The sequence below is a fragment of the Vibrio sp. 2433-A1 genome (genome assembly GCF_056726085.1).
Genome location: NZ_JBRESC010000029.1, coordinates 1 through 21,573 on the forward strand (window position 1 = coordinate 1; position 21,573 = coordinate 21,573).

Annotated in this window: 11 protein-coding genes; 8 read left to right on the forward strand and 3 right to left on the reverse strand. The window is 44.3% G+C overall.

The window, feature by feature from the left end; translation table 11 throughout:
* Positions 1–95: 95 nt before the first annotated feature.
* The 3 genes from ACU01J_RS19850 to ACU01J_RS19860 all read left to right on the forward strand — a co-directional run bounded on the left by ACU01J_RS19850 (position 96) and on the right by ACU01J_RS19860 (position 15,004).
* On the forward strand, positions 96–1,427 hold the full coding sequence (locus ACU01J_RS19850) for an IS4 family transposase (protein WP_481084253.1): 1,332 nt from the start codon (positions 96–98) through the stop codon (positions 1,425–1,427).
* Positions 1,428–1,514: 87 nt separating this feature from the next.
* Complete coding sequence (locus ACU01J_RS19855) at positions 1,515–1,829, forward strand: hypothetical protein (RefSeq protein WP_481087239.1); 315 nt, start codon at positions 1,515–1,517, stop codon at positions 1,827–1,829.
* A 446-nt stretch (positions 1,830–2,275) separates the two neighbouring features.
* Positions 2,276–15,004 (forward strand): retention module-containing protein, encoded by a 12,729-nt coding sequence (locus ACU01J_RS19860; RefSeq protein ID WP_481087240.1) that lies wholly within the window; start codon positions 2,276–2,278, stop codon positions 15,002–15,004.
* Between the two features lie 47 nt (positions 15,005–15,051).
* On the opposite strand, the gene ACU01J_RS19865 is transcribed toward ACU01J_RS19860, so the two are convergent.
* Both ACU01J_RS19865 and ACU01J_RS19870 read right to left on the reverse strand, forming a co-directional pair.
* Positions 15,052–15,660 carry a TetR/AcrR family transcriptional regulator gene (locus tag ACU01J_RS19865; RefSeq protein ID WP_481087241.1) on the reverse strand — a complete coding sequence of 203 codons (609 nt, stop codon included), beginning with the start codon at positions 15,658–15,660 and terminating at the stop codon, positions 15,052–15,054.
* Between the two features lie 41 nt (positions 15,661–15,701).
* A complete protein-coding gene (locus tag ACU01J_RS19870; RefSeq protein ID WP_481087242.1) occupies positions 15,702–16,802 on the reverse strand; it encodes a mechanosensitive ion channel family protein in 1,101 nt (366 codons plus the stop codon).
* A gap of 201 nt (positions 16,803–17,003) precedes the next feature.
* On the opposite strand from ACU01J_RS19870, the gene ACU01J_RS19875 reads away from it, so the two are divergent.
* A complete protein-coding gene (locus ACU01J_RS19875) occupies positions 17,004–17,666 on the forward strand; it encodes a potassium channel family protein (RefSeq protein ID WP_481087243.1) in 663 nt (220 codons plus the stop codon).
* Positions 17,663–19,030 carry a TrkH family potassium uptake protein gene (locus ACU01J_RS19880; protein WP_481087244.1) on the forward strand — a complete coding sequence of 456 codons (1,368 nt, stop codon included), beginning with the start codon at positions 17,663–17,665 and terminating at the stop codon, positions 19,028–19,030. The genes ACU01J_RS19875 and ACU01J_RS19880 overlap by 4 nt, the downstream gene beginning before the upstream one ends.
* Positions 19,031–19,036: 6 nt before the next feature.
* Here ACU01J_RS19880 and ACU01J_RS19885 read toward each other — a convergent pair whose 3' ends face one another.
* A complete protein-coding gene (locus ACU01J_RS19885; protein WP_481087245.1) occupies positions 19,037–19,477 on the reverse strand; it encodes a DUF2850 domain-containing protein in 441 nt (146 codons plus the stop codon).
* 410 nt (positions 19,478–19,887) lie between these two features.
* On the opposite strand from ACU01J_RS19885, the gene ppnP reads away from it, so the two are divergent.
* The 3 genes from ppnP (at position 19,888) to ACU01J_RS19900 (ending at position 21,470) form a co-directional block, all read left to right on the forward strand.
* The gene (gene ppnP, locus ACU01J_RS19890; protein WP_481087246.1) at positions 19,888–20,175 is read left to right on the forward strand and encodes a pyrimidine/purine nucleoside phosphorylase; all 288 of its coding nucleotides are present in this window, start codon (positions 19,888–19,890) and stop codon (positions 20,173–20,175) included.
* Positions 20,176–20,460: 285 nt separating this feature from the next.
* Positions 20,461–21,237, forward strand: a complete 777-nt coding sequence (locus tag ACU01J_RS19895; protein ID WP_481087247.1) for a PilZ domain-containing protein — start codon at positions 20,461–20,463, stop codon at positions 21,235–21,237.
* Between the two features lie 56 nt (positions 21,238–21,293).
* Positions 21,294–21,470: a hypothetical protein gene (locus ACU01J_RS19900; RefSeq protein ID WP_481087248.1), complete on the forward strand. Its 177-nt coding sequence runs from the start codon at positions 21,294–21,296 to the stop codon at positions 21,468–21,470.
* Positions 21,471–21,573 lie beyond the last annotated feature (103 nt).

The window sequence follows — 21,573 nt, forward strand, 5'->3', positions numbered from 1 at the left end:
TAATGCCGATCAGTTAAGAAAAATTTTTGAGATCATTTGACCGATCCTCAAAAGGCTTCAAAATCCGATATTAGGAAACTAATATCGGATTTTTCATGTCTTTAGAAAGCCAACTTGCGAATACTTTTCGCTCATGCAATACCTTCCATCACTTTGACAAATACTCTGAGATCCTTAGTCCAGAGCTTATCCAGCAAGGTTTTGAAAAAGCTGGTGTAGCAACAGTGAGAAGAAGACGCTTACCCTTGGAAGCAGTACTTTGGTCCGTTGTAGGAATGAGTCTTTTTCGGCAACAATCTGTTTGGGATATCGCTAACCAACTTGATATTGTCCTACCAGACAAACAGCGCTTTGTTGCGCCAAGTGCTGTTGTCCAAGCGAGGCAGAGATTAGGCGAAGAAGGTGTTAAACAAGTCTTTAAGACGATGGCGGCTCAGAGTTATCAATCTTCTAAGTTTGAAACTTGGTGTGGACTCAATCTTCTATCTGTCGATGGTGTCGTTTGGAGAACGGCAGATACACCTGAAAATCATCAAGAGTTTAAAGCACAGCGTAATCAGTCATCTGAAAATATTTACCCTAAGATACGCATGGTTTGCTTGATGGAGCTTACAAGTCATCAGCTCATCGATAGTGCATTCTCTGACTATCGAACCAACGAAATGCGGCTTGCAGAAGAACTCATAGAACAAACGCCAGACCATTCTCTGACTATTTTTGACAAAGGATATTACTCTCTGGGACTGCTTAACCGATGGAACAAAGTCGGCCAAGAGAGGCATTGGATGCTCCCTGTGAGAAAAGACTTCCAGTATGAAGTCGTTCATAGGTACAGCAAGAGTGATGCAATCGTTGCGATTAAAACAACACCTCAGGCAAGAAAGAAGTTTAGTGAACTTCCTGATGTAGTTGAAGCAAGGTTAGTCTCAAAAATCATTAAAGGTAAGGAGTATCAGGTGCTTACATCAATGCGTGATGGGTTACGTTTTCCTGGCGAAGAAATCGTAGAGCTCTATCGTTATCGCTGGGAAATCGAATTAGGCTATCGGGAAATGAAGCAGACCTTACTTGACAGTGAGTATACATTGCGAAGCAAGCGTCCAGATATGGTTAAGCAGGAGCTCTGGGGTATTTTACTCGCCTATAACCTTATCAGGCAGGTTATGACAAAAGCGGCAAGTAGGTTAGATAGCGTCTGGCCAAATCAACTGAGCTTTACGAGTAGCGCTATGGCTGTGACGCAATACTTTGCAGCGTTGCCTTTAACAAGCCCAGGAAAGCTCCCTAAACACTATGAGGTATTACTAGAGCATGTATCCATGTTTATCTTACCGCCTCGAAGAGAAGATAGAAGTTATCCTCGATGGGTGAAGTTGAAACCCAAGAAGTACGCAACAAATAGAAAAAATGCCAGTCAGCTTAACTGACTGGCATTACTCCTTCGGGAGCTTTTTTGTTGTAGCAGCAGTGTGCGACTCTATAATCGGTGGGTTGTTGTTATTTGGGGTGATGTTATGTGGCGAAAACTTTCTTTAGTCTTATTAAGCTTAACAGTGGTAAGTAAAGTGACCGCTGCATCGGAAGATCTCTTTTTATATTCACTTCCCAAGTCGGATGATATTCCAGCTTTAGAAGATCCATTTGGTATGAATCTGAAGTTATCAATGGACGCAGAGCATACCAGCGAGCTTGATTTAGATTACTCTGAACCATGTGGTGTCAAATGTGGTTTAAGCAATACGGGGCTACTTTTACTGCAAATGGTCGTTGAATCTAAAGTCGCTCAAGAGTATCGCTATCAACTTATGAATCCGAACTATGAGCCATAATTAATCCTACTTGATCGCTACAAATGTTGGCTAATTACTCAATTAATTAGTATGGAATGTTGCAATTAGCTTATGGTGCAGCATGCTATTTATGGTAATGATTCTCAGCGCAATGGACTGCTGATTTCAGACTTAGTGTTAGTTGACATATCAATTGGGTATGTATGCCCGTGTTTTACCTTTCGTAGCTTAACCATACTCACTCTGTTTCATTTATTCTTTTTGGTCTCACTTTTAAGACAATCTACACATTTTTCATAAGCGTATAAGTGCAGAACGCTAAATGTTTCAAAAATCCCCTTATATTACCTATACTTATAATTTGCTGAGGTTGATAGCATAATTGACTGAAAAATAAGAAGTATGTGCTTTATTGTTTTACTCTTGGTAACAAAATTTATAAAAAATAAATCAGTTTAAAGGTTCTAAGTGTTTGAGGAGACCTTATGGACGTGGAAGTTGTACGCCAAGCTGCGATTGTAAAAGAAGTTTTCGGGGATGTTATTGGGGTTTACCCAGATGGTAAAGCGCACAAATTGAGCGTTGGTGATCAGATAAACGCCAACGAAATTGTCATTACATCTAATCGCTCTACTCTTGTGATTGAAACAGTACACTCTGACTTTCAGTTTGGGGAAAACTGTGTCGCCTGTGAGCGAGAACCAGATGTTTGGGGAAATGTCCCTATTGCTGCTGAAGTTAGCTTTGACATCCCGCAGCTCGACTCTGCATCCTTTGGTGCTGAAGATTTAGCCGCGATTCAACAAGCTATTTTAGAAGGTGCCGACCCGACAGAGTTACTCGAAGCAACCGCCGCTGGTGGAGGCGTAGGTTCCGCAAATGCTGGTTTTGTTACCATCGACTATAACGGTGCTGAGGTACTTGCGAGCACCTTCTTTGAAACGTCAGGCTTTGCCAATGACAATGACACCATTATTCGAGATGACGATATTGCGCCGTTAATTCTTGCTGATGGCGGGGAGAGCTTAACTGCTCAATTAGCCGAAGGTGACTTATCCGACTCTACCTATCCAGTTTCAACAACAAGCTCTGCGACTATATTTGCAGGTGGTTTGGCTCTCGACCCTAGTTCATTTGTACCTGACACACTTTCTCTTTCCTCTCTCCTCAATGAACTAAACTCAGACATTACCTTAAATGGTGAAGCGGTTTCATTTACGTACAATGCTGTAGATAACGCAATTGTCGGTGCATTAAACGACGAAGAAGTACTCCGTATTGATATCGATGTTACCAGTGTTGGCAAAGATGTAAGTATAGAACTGACTACTACCATCTCTCAGCCTATTGACCATGTACCTTCCGTTGGAGGTGGCCAAGTTGCCTTCTCTGATGACCAAATTACAGTTTCGTTTGAAATCACAGGTACCGATGTAGGCGGCAACCCGATTGAAGCGCCTATTGATGCGCAAGTATCGATTAATGATGGTTCTGCGCCTGAGCTTACCTCAATTGATGCCGCTGATGTTTATGAAGCGGGCTTAGATGATGGTTCGAAAGTTGGCCTAACAGATACCGTTAGTTCGGGTACTTTAACGGGTGAGCTTGGCAGTGACACGGTTACTGAACTGCAAATTGATGTTGATGCGTTCAATACCTCTCAGCAATCTTCACCAATTACTTCTCAAGGTCAAACTATTGTTCTTGAAGCGGTAGCAGGCCAACCAGGTAGCTATGTAGGTTATATCACCCTAGAAGGCGTTCGCGTTGACGTACTTAAAGTTGCTATTGGTGGTGTAGAAACTACAGACACCTCATTTAGCGCAAGCTATCAAGTTGAACTACTTGAAGAAATTGACCAAGCTGAACAAGGCAGCGCTGTTCAAGGGGACATTGTTTCTATTCCGCTGCCGGTGTTCGCTATCGATGCTGATAACGATCAGTCGGCACGTTCAGATCTCATCGTCAACGTTGGCGATGATATCCAAATTGTTGCCGATGGCAGTTTAAGTGTTGTCGAACCGACAGTTGGTGATTCTGCTGAGAGTAATAGCATTAACGTTATTACCGAAGCGGGCGCAGACCAAGGCCAAGTGACCTCATTCACCTTTGATGGTGATGAATACACTTTGGAGCAAGGCAAAACTGAATACCCGGTGACCGATGGTAAAGTGGTTATCACGCCAGAAGGCACGCTATCGTTCATTCCAAACAGCAATGTAGATCACTCTTCAAGTGATGAAGTGAAGCACACCATTGTGGTGACCGTGACGGATAACGACGGGGACAGCTTAACCAGTCAGGTAGAGCTGACCATTACCGACGGTAAGGATCCGGTGATCACGCAAATTACCGAAGCTAACGTCTATGAAGCGGGTCTTAAAGATGGCTCTGGTGTCGGTACGACCAGTACAGATTTTACAGGTACGTTAACCGGTACATTAGGTAGCGATAACGTTACTGATGTCCAGATCGATCTCAATGCGTTTGAGACAGCGCAGCAAAACTCACCAGTGACTTCTCAAGGAGAGGTGATTAAGCTTGAAGCTGTAGATGGCCAACCGGGTGTTTATCTAGGCCATGTCACTATAAATGGTGCGCGAGTTGATGTGCTTAAAGTGACTCTCGGGACGATCAGTGAGGGCAGCGGTACATTTAATGTGATCTACAAGGTTGAACTTCTGCAAGAGATAGATCAACCAAAACAAGGTGGCGCTACAGCCAATGATTTCACATCGATTTCTCTACCAATTTTTGCCACTGACTCTGACAACGATGAATCAGGACGTTCGAATTTAGTCGTAAAAGTTGGCGATGATATCCAAGTAGTGACTGATGGCAGTATTGAAGTGGTTGAGTCGACCATTAGTGGCGCTAACCAAAGCAATATTGTAGAGGTGATTGACCAAGCGGGTGCTGACCAAGGTAAAGTGACGTCATTCACCTTTGATGGAAAATCTTACACACTGCAAGATGGTCAAAACGAGTATACCGTTACCGATAGCAATTCAGTGACGGTAGGTAAAGTGGTGATCTCCCCAGAGGGCAAAGTCTCTTTTATTGCTGACAGCCGATTAGATCATTCTACGTCTGAAGAGATCAAGCACACCATCGTTGTGACAGTGACCGACCAAGATGGCGATAAACTAGAAAGCTCCGTCGATCTGGTGATCAAAGATGGTCAAGACCCAGTGATTAGTAATATCACCGAAGCGACCGTTTATGAAGCGGGCCTAACTGATGGCGGCTCACAAGTAGGTCAAACCAATACCGTGTTTGACGGTCTCTTGACCGGCCAATTGGGTAGCGACAACGTTACTGATGTGCAGATCGATTTGCAAGCGTTTGAAACATCGCAGCAAACAGACCCTATTACCTCTCAAGGTAAAACGATTGTTCTTGAAGCAGTTTCTGGTGAGCCGGGCGTATACATGGGCTATGTCACTATCGATGGCGCGCGAGTTAATGTACTCAAAGTGACTTTAGGTGCTGTGAGCATGAACGGCAGACAGTTTAGCTCAAATTACAAAGTTGAATTGCTGCAAGAGATTGACCAACCGAATCAAGGTGGCGCGCAGGATAACGACTTTACCTCTATCTCATTGCCCATTTTTGCTACAGACGCTGACAAAGATGAGTCGGGTCGCTCTGATCTTGTTGTTAAAGTAGGCGATGACATTCAAGTCGTGAGTGACGGCAATATTTCAGTCGTCGAGTCGACCATTGGCAGCCCTAACCAAAGTCACATTTTCGATGTTCTTATTAAGCCGGGCGCTGACCAAGCGAAAGTGAGTTCTGTCAGTTTTGATGGTGATGATATCCCACTGGTTGATGGTCAAACAGAGTATCCTGTGACTGATGGTAAGTTGGTGATTACCCTTGATGGGCAAGTGTCATTTATTTCAGACAGTAATCTTAACCATTCAGCCAGTGAAGAGCGTAAACACACCATCAAAGTCACCACCACTGATGAAGATGGCGATGCGCTAACCAGCACGGTAGAGCTAGCCATTAGTGATGGTCAAAACCCAGTTATTACCAGTATTACCGAAGCAACCGTGTATGAAGCGGGGCTGACTGATGGCTCGGGAGTCGCAGGGCAAACCAATACGGAGTTTTCTGGCACTCTAGTTGGCCAGTTAGGTAGCGATAAAGTCACCGATTTCCAAGTAGACCTCAAAGCGTTCGAGACTGCGCAGCAAACTGATCCTATCACCTCTCAAGGTAAAGCGATTGTGCTTGAGGCAGTGGATGGTCAGCCGGGTGTATATCTCGGCTATGTTGCATTAGACAACGGTACTCGAATCGATGTGCTCAAGGTGACTATTGGCGCAGTGAGCATGTCAGGCACTGAATTTATCTCCAGCTATAAAGTAGAGCTTCTACAAGAGATTGACCAACCTAAACAAGGTGGTGCGGCGGCCGATGACTTCTCGACCATCTCTCTCCCTATCTTTGCGACAGACAGCGATAAAGATGAATCCGTTCGCTCGGATCTCGTGATCAAGGTTGGTGACGATATTCAAGTGGTCACCGATGGTGCAATCACAGTCACTGAGCCAACGATTGGTGACACTGCACAGAGCAATACAGTCGATGTGATTACCAAAGCGGGTGCCGATCAAGCGACAGTTAGCAAAGTGACCTTTGATGGAGATGATGTCCCCTTGATTGATGGTGAAACCGAATACCCAGTTACCGATGGTGTATTGGTGGTTACCCCTGATGGTCAAATTGCATTTAAGCCAAATGCAGAGCTTATCCACCCAGATGATGATCGCATCGTGCACACCATTGTTGTGACAGTCACCGATAAAGATGGAGATAAGACAACCAGCACAGTCGATTTAGTGATCAAAGACGGACAAGATCCGGAGATTACTCAGATTACTGAAGCCAATGTGTATGAAGCTGGTCTGGCTAATGGAGGCTCTCAGATTGGCTTGACCAATATTACAGCCCTTGGCGAACTTACAGTTGCAACTGGCAGTGATGATGTGATGGAGTTTCATATCAACGTTGAAGCATTTAATCAGCTTCCTGCCAATCAAGGCTTGTTCTCCAACAGCGAACGCGTTGTTTTAGAAGAAGTTTCAACTGGCGTTTACCGTGGCTTTATCACTAAAGAGATCAACGGTGTCGACACCGAGATCGATGTGTTTAAGGTCAACTTTGATCAAGTCAACTTAGGTAAATATCAATTTGAGCTGCTGCAAGAAGTCGATCACGTTAATCAAGGTCAAGATAGCCTTGAAATGAAGCTGCCGATCTATGCGGTAGATCGAGATGGCGATGAGTCCGGCAATCATGATCTGGTGGTTAATATCGGTGATGATATAGCTAAGATTGACGGCTTTGGTGATAGTAGTAAGTTTAGCGTCAACGAAGACGATACCCTCGATGGCTCTTCACTGGGGCAGGCGTTTGCGACTGGTACATTCGATACCACTCAAGGCGCTGATACAGTGGTTAAATATGAGCTGATCAATATCAGTACGCCTGAGAACGGTCTGAAATCAGGTGGTGCTGACGTAGAGATTAAAGATGTCAGCGCCGCAACTGGGCCGACGGTTTATCACGGCGTGGCGAATGGTGTTGTGGTGTTTACTCTTGAGTTGAACAGTGATGGCAGTTACACCTATAGCCAAATTAAGGCGCTTGATCACGCGCAAGGTGAGGATAACTTAACCATTCCATTTGATGTGGTGGCTGTTGATCGTGATGGAGACGTATCACAACCGATTCGTCTGCCGATTGAAGTGGTCGATGACAAGCCAACCTTGAGCGACATTACCGAGACCCAAATCGTCGATGAAGATGATCTGTCAACCATCGGCTCAGATCAAAATCAGCGTCCGGAAATTAACGGCACATTCGATGTGACCGAAGGCGCCGATGGTGTGGTGAAATATGAGCTAGTTGATGCAAATGATGCTATCGATGGTTTAGTGTCTGGCGGTGAAAACCTTGTATGGACGCCGGTCTCTAACAGCGGGACGACATTCACCTACACCGCTCAAACGGCTTCAGGCACCCCTGTCTTTGCCATCACCTTCGATACGGCTAACAACAGTTATAAGTTTGAGTTGCTTGAGCCATTGCAACACGCAGACAGCAACGGTGAAAACGCCATTGATATTAGCTTAAGCATCAAAGCCACTGATTATGATGGCGATGAAAGTAACGTGATTACTTTGCCAATTCGAGTCGTGGATGATATTCCAACCTTAACTGAGCAGCAGATCAACCGTGTTGAGGGCCAAGATTATACTGGCGTCACGGTCGACATGTTTGCCGAGCAAAAAGATCAAGGTGCGGATGGTGCGGCTTTAACCTATATGGAAGGCACGACCATTGATGGCGCAACCATCGTCTTTGCTGGCGCTGGTGGCACTTATGTAAGTGGTGTCGACCTAACGCAGGGCGAGCAAACCATAGAGGTGTTTGAGCAAACCACAAGTCAGCCTCGCTCTTTGGGCTTTTTGAAAATTGATTCTAACGGTGAGATTGATTTCCAAGCCAATGATAATCTGAAACATCAAGGCGATGAGATTAAGTTTACTGTCAATCTGACCGCAACCGATGGCGATAAAGATAATTCTATTGCCCCACTTGAAATTACTATTACTGACCGCGAATCTGAGCCAGTGTCACTCAAGGTTAAAACCTTTGAAGATGCTGGGCGCGATCGCCAAATTAACTATGCATCGGGTGATGAACCTGAGCGCGAAAACGCTCAAGATAATCAGTCAGACTTGCCAGACTCACCAGCTAAAGTAGCGCTATCGGTCAATATGTTTGACCAAGATAACGCCGAAGAAATTGGTCAGCTAATCATTACAGACAGTAATCACCGTGGGACTTTCTATTACGAAAAAGATGGAGTGTTCCATGAGCTAGAGACCAATGCTGATGGCGATTTAGTGTTACCAAAGGGCCTGATAGAGCAGATTTTTACTACATCGGGTGGCCACACGACGGCAACGATCAACAACCTCTATTTTGCGCCGGATCGTAATTTCTCGACCAATGGCAAAGGGGTTGAAATCAATTACCAACTGCAAATTGATAACAACGGTAGCCAAGATCATAACGTTGATTCTAGCTTTAGAATTGAAATTGAGAGCGTGGCTGATATTGCGACTTGGAACGACAACAACAGCACCTACCATTACGAAACTGTGGAAGATGAAGGCAACGTTCAGCTTCAACTTGAGGCTAACACTCAAGATACCAGTCGCCCAGAAACCATTACATATGAACTTAAAGTGATTGAAGGGCAGTTTGAGTTGATGATTGGTAATCGAGTGCTAACGCCACTGGATGGGGTTTATACACTTAAAGCGTCTGAGATCAATCAAGTCGAGGTGAACCCTAACGATGACTATTCTGGGCCAATTCGCCTTGAAGCGACTGCTATTACGACCGAAAAACGTAATCCGTATAAAGATGGCTCGGTAGATAAGAGCAGTGCTGAGTCTGAAGTCAAAGAGATTGTTATTGACGTTAAAGCGGATGCCGACTTAGGCAGTTTTAGTGTAAGCCGTATTCAGATCAATGAAGACAATATCGACAACCCGGATAAAAACCCAGGAGACTCTAACTACGACCCATTCACCTTAGATGAAGTGATAGAGATGAAACCATCAGTTGACACGGATGGTTCAGAGACACTTCATGTGCGAATTTCCGATATTACTGAAGGTGCACAGCTTAAATGGGTTGGCCCGGAACCAAGCCAGATTTCGACAGTTACGATCGATGGTAAAACCTATCAAGAGATCCCTTTCGAACAACTGAAGTTCGTTGAAGCTATTCCTGATCTGCATAGTAATCAGGACTTTAAGTTTGATGTTACTGGTGTGGTCAAAGATACGGCTCAGCTATCGGGCGGTGTGACTCACGTGGATACTGAAGTGATTGGCACTAAAACTGTTAATGTTGAAGTGAAAGGCGTAGCGGATCTGCCGAAGAGTATTCCGATTGAAGACCCGACAGACACCACCGAGTGGAATGTCATTATTGAAGACGGTAAGCAAGTTGGTGTTGAGACCAAGATTGATGAGAATGGTAAAGCAGAGCTTAACTTCACTGTACGCTCTGGTGAGTTACCTGAAAGACCGAGTGATGATTCAGAATCGGTCACGGTTGTACTGTCTAATATTCCACAAGGTGTGGTGATTGAAGATAGTGCTGGCAAGGAGATTGGTCTCAACTTTGTTGGCTACGATGATGATGGCCAGCCAATCTACGAAGCCAACATTACTCAAGAGCAGAATAATACTGGGATTGTGATCAAACCGGCGAGCTCTTCAACGGAAAATATTGAAATAAAAGCGACCATTGTTGTAACAGAAAACGATGGTCATAGTCGCACCTTTGATCAAGTTGTTAAGGTCAAAGTTGAGCCTGTTATCGACACCCCAGATAACTACACCAACACCTCAGTTGGCAATGAAGATACCGCGATCGATATTAAGTGGCATCCAAAGTTAGACACGGATTACACCGACAAAGATGAGCATGTAACTTCGATTGTGATTGAGGGGATTCCAAATGGTGCTCAAGTAAGCGTTGCTGATGGTGTAGTATCGAATTTTGATAGCGCATCCGGTGAGTTGACCATTACCCCTGCGAGCGGGCAGACACCGGATCAATTTACCGAGATTGCTCTGAAGCAAGGCTTTATTCAAATTACCCCGCCTAAAGACTCAAGCACTAACTTTGATCTGAAAACCACGATTGAAGTGGAAGAGGTTAATCACGAGCATGTAATAGGTCAGCCGACCGATGAGATCGAACGTGCGCAAGAAACCTTGCATGGCACTATCACGGTTGAAGTTAAGCCGATTGTTGAGCCTCAAGATGACGACAATAAGCTTGTTGTGACCAACGAATCTAACGCTATTCTTAGTGACACTGACAAAGTGGCTGCCAACGCTAAAGGTGAAATTCAATTTACCACCAATACCGAGAAAACGGCGCTTGAGGGTGAGTTTATCATCCGTTATCTAGAGACCGATGAGTCAGGCCCTATGGACATACCTAATGAGCAGGTCACTCAGGTCGTTGTTCAGTTTGATACCGCTAAATCGGAACTGTTTGATCAGCTGTTAGTTGAAGGTGCTGTTTATGAAGGCAACGGACGTTGGGTTGTCACCAATCCTAATGATTTCACCATCAAAGCGCCAAATGGCCTTGATTACACGCCGCTAGATGGTGGAGATCCGAACGTATTCCATGATATTGGCCTGACTATTTTCACTCAAGTGGTTGATATTGGCGATGATGGTACTAAGCGCAGCGTTGTCGAAGAGCGCCAAACAGACGTTACCCTTTCATTTCCTGAATATGTTGATGGTAATGATTATGTCGCAGGTCAAGTTGATATTGCCGATAACACCATAGTGACGGGTAGCGAAGATCTTGAGATTAACCTTGGTACTCAATTGAGTGACAAGCTGAGCGTAATATCAGATGACGGTCATGCTGATACCGTCACCATTGTGATTGATCCAACGATTACTATTGGCAGTGATACTTTCCAAATCTCTATTGATGGTGGCAAAGTTGATTTCGTTAATGGCAAGTATGTGTTTAAAGCAACACTCACTGACGGTGGTGAAGTCACTGAGCTTGATGGCTTAACAATGACGGCTCCGACAGATTACTCCGGTGATTTTACGCTGCCAATGACCATTATCACCACAGACAACGATTCAGGTCATGAAGTGTCGAAACAAGAGTCGGTTATCGTGCAGGTTAACCCGATTGCTGATGTGACGGATGCTCCTAATATCACGGTACAAGTGAAAGGCTCATTGGATGATTCGTTTAAGCCGATTGATGCAGACGAAGACAGTAATGCAGACAAGGTGGCCTATGAAGACAGTTATATTCAGCTCGATTTTGGTTATGTTATCGCAGACCAAGTAAGCGGTGTAGAAGGGGGCCAAGAATCACTGACTTTGATCACCTTAACTTTGGCCGATACTGCGATTGGGCAGTTTTATGATCAGTCTGGAACCGCGTTAGGTACCTCTCTAACCTTTAGCAAAGCTGAGATAGACGATGGTGCGTTGAATAATATCTTGTTCAGACCGAAAGAGAATTATCCTACTGACAATGACCAGAATACGGTTCAAATCAATGTGACTGGAGAAGTGACCGATAAAGCGGAATTTAACCAACCCGACTTTGAAGGTTCCGTTGAACACAAAGGCAACTTTAACACTAGTGTGAGCTTCGAAGTCACCCCTGTGGTGGATGATGTCAAAGTCACTGGGCCGGGCAGCGACCCGAGCAATGTAATTGAGATTGTTGGCGATGAAGACCAAGCGATCGCATTGGGCAGTAGTTCAGCTCCTGTTTTGATTGAACTCACCGATACCGATGGCTCAGAAACCTTTGTGTCGATCAAGTTTACAGGTGTACCTGATGGCTTCTTATTGGAGTCTGGTAATGGCTACACGGTTAAAAACAATGGTGGCGGCGAATGGAGTGTGAAACTGCCAGCAGGCACTACAGACTCACTCGATTTAAGTGCTATTACGCTGCAACCACCGAAGCATTTCAGTGGCACGGTTAAGTTTGGCGTAACCCTCTTTACGCAAGAATCTCTGCTTGGCGTTCCAACGTCGGCGAAGAATCTCCCTGAATTTGAGATTACGGTGAATCCAATAGGCGATATTGTTGATACCGATGCGACAGACTCTGTCTCTGGTTCAGAAGGGCAGAACATCGATATTGCGATTAACGCTTCAGTGATTGATAAGGCGCTGTCGGCAACACCGCATAGTAATGTAACTGAAAACCCAGCAGAAACAATTCGAGTTGAAGTCAGCAATGTGCCTTCCGGCGCAACCATCTACTATCCAGATGGAGTGACGCCAGCGAGCATGAGTGCAGGCAGTAGCGGTAAAGTTTGGGTGCTGGAAATCCCAGCACAGCAACTGGATAAGATAGTGTTTAATTCTGGCGAGCACAACAGTGATAGTGGCAATGCGTTAGGTATTGATAGTCCAATCCATATTTCGGTGCAGTCCGTGGATAATGGCGCGCTAGGGCCGAAAACCGAATTTGATGTCGAACTGGTGATTGATCCGGTTAACGATCAGCCTACATTCGTCAACGTCATCAATCTAGATACGTCAGAAGATGTGGTTGGCGGTCTCGCGCTTAACCAATTTGGCATTGCAGATATTGACGCGACCTACGATGACCCAGATGCAACCTATACACTCACCTTGCAAGTCGATAAAGGCACCCTTGAGTTCCTCAACGATGCGAATGTGAACTTTACGCTTGCAGCAGATGGCAGTGTGATTGCCACGGGTAAATTGGACGATATAAACGCCGCATTGACGGCAGGTAAGGTGATCTTTAAACCTGATGAGGATAGTAATGATGACAACTCAGGTGGCCCTGTCACAGTAACGGCTACGGTCGATGATGGCGGTAATAACGGTACGATTGACCCAGGCGATAGCTCAACGTCATCAACCAATCATGCTAGCTTTGTGATAAACGTTACTGAGGTCAATGACGCTCCAGAGCCAAGAGATTTTAACTTAGCTGATGTGCCAGAAGAGGGTAGCATGACTATCAGCGTACAAGATCTGATTAATGGTACGTTCGATAAAGAAGGCGATACCATCACTGTCGAGCGCCTGACCCTAGTTGAAGGTCAAGGTTCTTTGACTCAACAAGGTGATAACTGGGTCTTTGTTGCAGCGCCAGATTACAATGGTCCGGTGAAAATCAGTTACGAGGTTAAAGATGATGGCACGACCAATGGTCAAGCCGATCACCTTACTGGCAATGCAGAGATTAACTTTGAAGTTACGCCAGTCAATGATCGCCCCGTGTTAGAGATTGACGACATCACTTCGCTAATAGATGAGGACGTAAATCAACAGTTAAGTGGGATTTCGGTTGCTGACGTCGACTACGTGGATGCATCGATAAATGACCTTATGACGGTGACACTAAACGTTAATCATGGCAGCCTCTCGCTCGTTGCTCCTAGCGGCTCAAGTGTTACTGTGAGTGGACAAGGAAGTGACACCTTAGTCCTATCAGGCACGCTAGCAGACTTAAATGCTCTGCTTGATAAGCCAAGCAGCAATGTTGGGGTGTTCGTTGATGCCAGCGAAGTACCAGGTAATAGCGTTGATTTGGTTGTAACCGCTAAAGACAGTTGGAACTCGTCAGGTATTGCGCTTGAAGCTGAGCCAAAAAATTACACCATTACAGTTAACCCGATTGCTGATGCCCCAACCTTGGCACTTGAGAGCAAGTACGGTTTCAATAAGAACATTACTGCAACTCAAAGTGCCAGCACCAGTGGTATTGCTGTACTGGGAATTATGGCTGCGTTAACGGATACAACTGAAGCGCTTACGCTAGAAATAAAAGACGTTCCGGCGGGAGCGACGATTGAGAGTAGTACGGGTGATGTGACACATGTTGGCGATGTATGGCTGGTGTCACAAACTGCAATTGACGGCCTGACGATTAAAGGGGCGAGTGAGGGTTCTCATAGCCTAACCGTGACGGCAGTCTCGCAGGAGCTGGACGGCAATGGTGTCAGCCTAGACAGAGCAGAATCCAGCAATCACATCACGATCAACTTAAATGTTGTCGATAATATTGATGCGTTAGTCGTCGATAAATCATCACAAAGTGACGCAGTACACCTTGATGGCAGCGGCTCTAACAGCACGCTTACTGGTGGCAGCGGTGATGATCTATTGGTTGGTGGGGATGGCAACGATAACCCAATTGGTGGTGCAGGCGATGACAGCCTCATCGGCGGGGAAGGTAATGATATCCTTGAAGGTGGCTTAGGTTCTGACATTCTTGTCGGTGGCACTGGTATGGATATCTTTGTCTGGAATGAAATTGATGATGGTTCTTTGGATACCCTTAAAGATTTCAACATCAGCAAAGGAGATAAGATCGATCTGCGTGAAGTCTTACCTGAGCTTAAATCCGGTTCAGTGAATATGGATGAACTGTTGCAGCATCTTGATGTACAGGTAGATGGTGACAACGTTGAATTACGTATTCACCCTCAAGGAGAAGGAATGGAAGATCAAGGGATTTTGGTTGAGAACCTTGTTCACCAACTTGATAGTGGATTTAGTGGTATGTCTCACGAGGACATGGTGTCGTCGTTACTTGAACACGTGATGATTTACGACAATAACTAAAACAAAAACGCCCCATAAGGGGCGTTTTTTATTCCAGCGTAGCCAATCTAGCTCGTTTTGTACGTTGCAGCAAAGCTCATCACAGCGTGATCAATCGTCGCTTTAACTTGTTCACAGCTTGGAGGGGGAGTATGAGTAATTAACTGCGGCCAGAAAATGATCGCTTTAATGCTGCCGATATACTGTTCAATTGCCAGTGGAATATTGGCTATTTCCAGTGCGCCTGCATCAATCCCTTGTTGAGCCCATTTCTGTAGGCCGTAAGAGTCTTCAATTGATTCGAACTTTGATATCAGCACTTTCGAGGTTTCATGACAGCGAATACACTCTGCCATCACCAAGCGTGCGGTGATTTGAAAATCTTCATTACTGATGTAACACATCTGTTTGAGCGTTAATTCAGTTAACTGCTGCTCTATCGACACAGAAGGGTCGAACTCGACCTCATAATGGTCATCAAAACGACACATGAGCTTATCTACAATCACTTCAAAGAGAGCATCTTTGTTTGAATAGTATTTATAAAGCGTGCGTTTTGAGACTCCTGCATGCTTGGAAATACCTTCCATACTGGCTTGCTCAAAGCCTTTTTGGAAAAAGACCTCGATGGCGGATTTGATGATATCTTCTTGTTTTATATCACTTCTTTTTATCATTGCTCATTTTCCAGAACGTAGGTTACTGCATGATAGCTTGATTAGTTTAAGACTGGTGGAACTTCAACTTCACCAGCTTTTTGTGGTTCTAGGTGAATAGTCTGAGTAGGGAAGGCAATGTCAGCGCCGTGAGAGCGGATGATCTCATAGATTTTTAGTAACACATCTTGCTTCACTTCATGGTAGCGAATCCAGTTAACCGTTTTGGTAAAGGTGTACACCAATAGCGTTAATGATGAAGGCGCAAAGCCGTTAAAGTTCACGATCAGTGTTTGTTTAGTATCGATGTCGTTATGAGTTTCTAGCATCGTTTTAATTTCAGACACAATCAGCTCAACCTTGGCCCCATCTTGATAACGAATACCAATATTTTCGTTGATACGTCGATTGAGCATGCGAGAAGGGTTCTCTACCACTATGCTGCTGAACACAGAGTTTGGTACGTAGATTGGTCTTTTATCAAATGTGCGGATGATGGTCATGCGCCAACCAATTCTTTCAACGGTCCCTTCTATTTGACGATCAGGAGAGCGGATCCAATCCCCGACTTTAAATGGGCGATCGAAGTAGATCATCATGCCACCAAAGAAGTTGGAGAGTAGGTCTTTTGCCGCGAGACCTACAATTAAACCACCGACACCACCAAAAGTAAGCAGGCCTGACAGGCTTAGACCAAATGCCTGCATAACTGTCAGAGCACCAATCACAATAAAGAACAGTCTTGAGACTTTCGCTATGGCTTGAACTGTTGTCTCGTCTCGGTTCTGATTGGCGAGCACGTACTCTTCAATATTGTTGATTAAGCGCATAGTGATCCAAACAAAGATTCCTATGACGAGTATCAGTTTGAGGGTACTTAGCCAGTTGAGCTTAGAGCCCATATAGTCTTGGAGTAAAAAGCCCGCCGATATGGTGCCAGGCCAACACCAGATAAGCGTACTAATGGGCGTTTTAAGTGCTGCTAAAGTTAGGTCATCCCAGTAGAACTGAGTTTTACTCACCAAGATCTCTAATCGGCTATAAGTAATGCGCCATGTAATCCATGCCAGTAGACTGCCAATGGTGATAAACAGAACATTGCTGTCCCAGCTGTTTAACATCTCGGCAAATGATGGCGGTAAATAGGTGAGCAAATCGTTCATTTTTTAATTCAACTTCTTTATTTTCTTGTGTAAGTATAAGTCTTTGCTTATACCCAAACTAGTCTCTTTATTGAGTAGCTATTGTTGAAATATTGGATAAGGTTAAAACTGTGTCAAAATTTTGGAATCGGTTTGATAACCGAAATTGAGAGGCGCACACTTTGGCACATCTCTCCCCCCCTATAGAAAATAGGAATAATGATGAAATCAGCTGATAAACAGTTCGCTGTGATTGGATTAGGTCGATTTGGCCTTTCTGTATGTAAAGAGCTCCAGCAAGCAGGGGCTGAGGTTCTAGCTGTCGATCTTGATGAAGAAAGAGTAAGAGTTGCAGCGAGCTTTGTTAGCCAAGCGTTAGTCGCTAATTGTACCAATGAAGAAACAGTGGCAGAACTTCGTTTGAGTGACTACGACATGGTTATGGTTTCAATTGGTTCAGATGTAAATGCGAGTATCTTAAGCACGCTAGTCGTCAAAGAAGCCGGAGCGAAAAGCGTTTGGGTAAAAGCGAACGATAAGTTCCACTCAAAAATTCTTCATAAGATTGGTGCCGATCACGTCATCATGCCAGAAAGAGATATGGGCATTCGAGTTGCGAGAAAAATGTTGGATAAACGTGTCCTCGAATTTCAAGAGCTAGGTTCTGGACTAGCGATGACAGAAATTGTTGTCGGTTCGAAGCTTATGGGCAAAATGCTAGGCGAGCTAGTTCTATGCAAAGAGCAAGATGTACAGGTCCTCGGCTTTAAGCGTGGCCCAGAGATCAATAAAACGCCCGATTACGAGAAGCGACTCGAAATTGGTGATTTGATCATTATTGCCGGCCCTCGTGATACCTTGGCTAAGAAATTAAGTTCATTATGAGTTCGTTTTCCCACACCGATACTTTCTATGCATTAGGTTCGGACAAAAAGCAGCGCAAAGGGTCTGAGCCGAGGGTTATTTTACTTAGCTTTTTGGGGGTTCTTCTTCCATCTGCAGTTTTGCTGACGCTGCCGATTTTTTCAGTCACAGGGTTATCAATTACCGATGCGCTATTTACCGCAACGTCCGCGATAAGTGTAACTGGCTTAGGGGTTGTTGACACTGGGGAACATTTTACTATGGCCGGTAAAATTCTGCTGATGTTGCTAATGCAGATTGGTGGCCTTGGGCAAATGACACTCTCTGCGGTTTTACTGTACATGTTTGGTATGCGCTTAACTTTAAAGCAGCAAGCTCTGGCAAAAGATGCATTAGGCCAAGAGCAAACGGTAAACCTGCGCCGCTTAGTCAAACGTATTATCATCTTTGCTTGTATTGCAGAGACCGTGGGCTTTTTGGTACTTGCATATCGTTGGGTACCTGAAATGGGGTGGAGTGATGGGCTATTTTATGCAGCTTTTCATGCTATCTCTGCGTTTAATAATGCAGGTTTTGCACTGTTCCCAGACAGTATGATGAGTTTTGTTGGAGATCCCGTCGTTATTTTCACGTTAGCGGGCTTATTCATTTTTGGTGGTTTAGGTTTCACCGTTGTTGGTGATGTTTCGACAAACTGGCGACGCGGTTTTCGAGCTCTGCAGCTACACACTAAGATCATGTTAGTGGCCACACCTGCACTATTGTTAATTGGTACCTTGTTATTTTGGGTATTAGAGCACAATAATCCAGCGACTATGGGTAGTTTAACGCTAGAAGGACAGTGGTTAGCCGCCTTTTTCCAATCTGCGAGTGCACGTACAGCAGGCTTTAACAGTGTCGATTTAGCTCAGTACACTCAGCCCGCATTACTGATAATGATTATTTTGATGCTAATTGGGGCGGGATCGACCTCGACAGGTGGTGGTATCAAGGTTTCTACTTTTGCAGTGGCGTTTGTTGCCACATGGGCTTTTTTAAGACAGAAGAAGCATGTTGTGATGTTTAGACGAACAGTTGGCTGGCCTGTGGTAACCAAGTCTCTGGCGATTATCGTCGTTAGTGGGGCGATATTAACCGTTGCTATGTTCCTGCTGATGCTCACAGAAAATGCGAGTTTTGATAAAGTACTATTTGAAACAATTTCAGCATTCGCGACTGTTGGCTTGACCGCAGGTTTAACGGCAGAGCTTTCTGAACCCGGCAAGTACATCATGATTGTGGTGATGACCATTGGTCGTATCGGTCCGTTAACGCTAGCGTACATGCTTGCTAGACCTGAGCCTAGCTTAGTTAAACACCCAGAAGGAGCAGTGCTGACGGGCTAATGTGCGTTATTTATTACCAAAATGATCGGCTAGTGCTGCTCGGCGATGCTTAGCAGCACCTCCTCCTTCCATGTCTACCGTGCTTTCATACCCTTCTTTCACGAACCTTTGTGTCGGGCTATTAGGTTCAAGACGCCTAAGTTGAGGTGAGTCAAAGGTACCGGAAATTTGATAGATAGCTCTGCCGTTTCCGGTATGTACGGTAACTCTCTTACCATCAAAATCAAAACGTGTAGATACTAATCGGTTATTACGAAATACCCCTTGGGAATTGAGTGTCAGTACTTCTGTTTGATACGGCGGCGCGCCGATTTCAATCCAGCGCCCATAAACATGTTTTGGGTGAATATAGTCTTGGTAGCTAAAATAGAGCAGGCTAGAAAATCCCAGCAGCAATAAAAGAAACACTAGGGCGGCGGCAGTTTTTATTGCGGAGTTTTTAGTCATAACAACAGGGACTATCCAATATATTTGCGATGTTCAGTAATAGTAAAGGTTGTAGGTTATTTAGTACCAACACCAGTCAGACTGTAGGATATTGAGTACAAACGCAAATTTATGCCTACAGAATATTGAACCCCAGCCCAAACTTAGGTGTAGGAATTCGGTCGTTTCATTATAGTTTAGTGCTCATTTAGCCTGTGATGGATCAACAGATGAACTTTTTTATGTGAGCTGCCAATTGGTTGATGATTCCTGATTTTACTAACTGGATAATATTTTCCGTTGTGCAAACGTGCATTTGTCTATAAATCATAAAGTTGTCCTTCTAATAAGATGAAAATTATCTATTGCTGAATTGCCTCAGGTCGTATAAAACGATCGTTGAAAAATATTTGCTCTAAGGAGAGAGAAAGATGATCAAAGCGAACAGCTATTTTGAAGGACAAGTTCAGTCGTTAGGTTTTACACAACAAGATGGTGATTCTAGCGTCGGAGTTATGGCTGCGGGTGAATACACTTTTGGTACGGCCGCTGCAGAGCGCATGACTGTGGTAAAAGGTGCTTTGACTGTTAAGAAAGCGGGCGAAGATCAGTGGGTGACTTACAACTCTGGTGAGTCATTCAATGTAGAAGCGAATTCGTCATTTGACCTACAAGTTGCAGTGTCGACTGCTTACTTATGCGAGTACCTTAGCGAATAATACCTTCATCCACTTACTATAACTTTTATATGCAGAACCTAAATGGTTCTGCTTTTTTTTTGGGGGGGGGGGGGATAAGTAGCCTTATTTAATTTGTGGTTACTGGGTTAGTTATGGATACAGACAAAATGTTATTACTGAGTAATTGATGAGGTTTATCTTTTAATTAATGGATACATTTTCAAATATTTAGATACCATTATTTACAATTGTAATATGAGGAATTTTCGAGTAAGTTCCCAAAACCAGAAAGTACATACTGAATTATTTGCATATAGGTCATTTATGGCAGGACTTGCTCAAAATAAGGCTCAGAAGTTCATTGAACTTGCTCCCGAGGAAGAGCATAAAAGCTCAAAACAGAAAGCCGACCAATCGACGTCTATTTGTTATGGCGAAGATGCTTTTCAAGATGTACTGCCTTTATGTGAAGTCGCATGTATTGTTACCACACCAACTGGAAGGGTGCTGAAATTCCGTACTAAGTACGTGGGGCTTCATTCAAATGAAATACTGCTTCTTGAGATGCCAACGATTAGCATGAAGGAAATGTCGCTGTTCATGCAGCGAGGTTATGCGATTAAGGCGTGTGTTATTGCTTCAAAAGGAGAGGGAGCCCGTGTTTACTTTAAAAGTAAAATCGAATACGTACTGAGTGGTGGCGATACTGAATTATTGCTAATAGCGGTACCAAAGTCGACACAGGTTGTTAGAGGCCTGAGAGCAAGCGTTCGATTAGAGATCGACGTTGAAGGTATCGTGTCTCCTAATCATCAAAAATACCCATGTCAGATTAGAAACATTTCCAATCATGGGTGCTTGATCGTGGTTGATAGAGGTAAGTCTAGCTACCGCATGGGTGCTGAGATAGAACTAAAGGTTTCGACAAACCCAATTATAAAAGGTTATGGCAAAGTCTTAACTGGCGTGGTTAAAAATGTGTCTAAAACCACTCATTATGATAAATATGGTGTTCAATTCAATGATGATAGCTTGGATAAAGCCACGAGCGTCATCGAATCCTTACATTTTTGCTCCCAGCGATTAAAGTTTACGCTATAGCTTACTGCCTGAGTGCTACACTTTGTAGAGAGTGTCCTGCGTACTAAGGAGTGATGATGGAGTTACGTAATGAACACGGTGAGAAAGCGCATGTAGCGGATAGTCTCACCATCAAAGAAGTACTTGAAATGGGCTATTCGATTGAATTTTGTGACGAAGCGTTTGATCCGAATGAGCACTGGGTTGCAAGTGCTGATAGTCAAATAGTAAAAGGGGCGTTTCCTGAATCCTAGGGACAAGTCCATGCTACTTAAATCAAAAGAAATCCGAGCTTAGCTCGGATTTTTTGCATTTTTAGAGGGCTATACACCAATTTTAAAGAGTCGCGTTGGTATT

What these genes read in the sequence shown, in the direction of transcription:
- ACU01J_RS19855 (WP_481087239.1), top strand. Translation starts at nt 1,515, where the DNA reads ATGTGGCGAAAACTTTCTTTAGTCTTATTAAGCTTAACAGTGGTAAGT.
- ACU01J_RS19875 (WP_481087243.1), top strand. Translation starts at nt 17,004, where the DNA reads ATGAAATCAGCTGATAAACAGTTCGCTGTGATTGGATTAGGTCGATTT.
- ACU01J_RS19885 (WP_481087245.1), bottom strand. Translation starts at nt 19,477, where the DNA reads ATGACTAAAAACTCCGCAATAAAAACTGCCGCCGCCCTAGTGTTTCTT.
- ACU01J_RS19880 (WP_481087244.1), top strand. Translation starts at nt 17,663, where the DNA reads ATGAGTTCGTTTTCCCACACCGATACTTTCTATGCATTAGGTTCGGAC.
- ACU01J_RS19895 (WP_481087247.1), top strand. Translation starts at nt 20,461, where the DNA reads ATGGCAGGACTTGCTCAAAATAAGGCTCAGAAGTTCATTGAACTTGCT.
- ACU01J_RS19900 (WP_481087248.1), top strand. Translation starts at nt 21,294, where the DNA reads ATGGAGTTACGTAATGAACACGGTGAGAAAGCGCATGTAGCGGATAGT.
- ACU01J_RS19870 (WP_481087242.1), bottom strand. Translation starts at nt 16,802, where the DNA reads ATGAACGATTTGCTCACCTATTTACCGCCATCATTTGCCGAGATGTTA.
- ppnP (WP_481087246.1), top strand. Translation starts at nt 19,888, where the DNA reads ATGATCAAAGCGAACAGCTATTTTGAAGGACAAGTTCAGTCGTTAGGT.
- ACU01J_RS19865 (WP_481087241.1), bottom strand. Translation starts at nt 15,660, where the DNA reads ATGATAAAAAGAAGTGATATAAAACAAGAAGATATCATCAAATCCGCC.
- ACU01J_RS19850 (WP_481084253.1), top strand. Translation starts at nt 96, where the DNA reads ATGTCTTTAGAAAGCCAACTTGCGAATACTTTTCGCTCATGCAATACC.
- ACU01J_RS19860 (WP_481087240.1), top strand. Translation starts at nt 2,276, where the DNA reads ATGGACGTGGAAGTTGTACGCCAAGCTGCGATTGTAAAAGAAGTTTTC.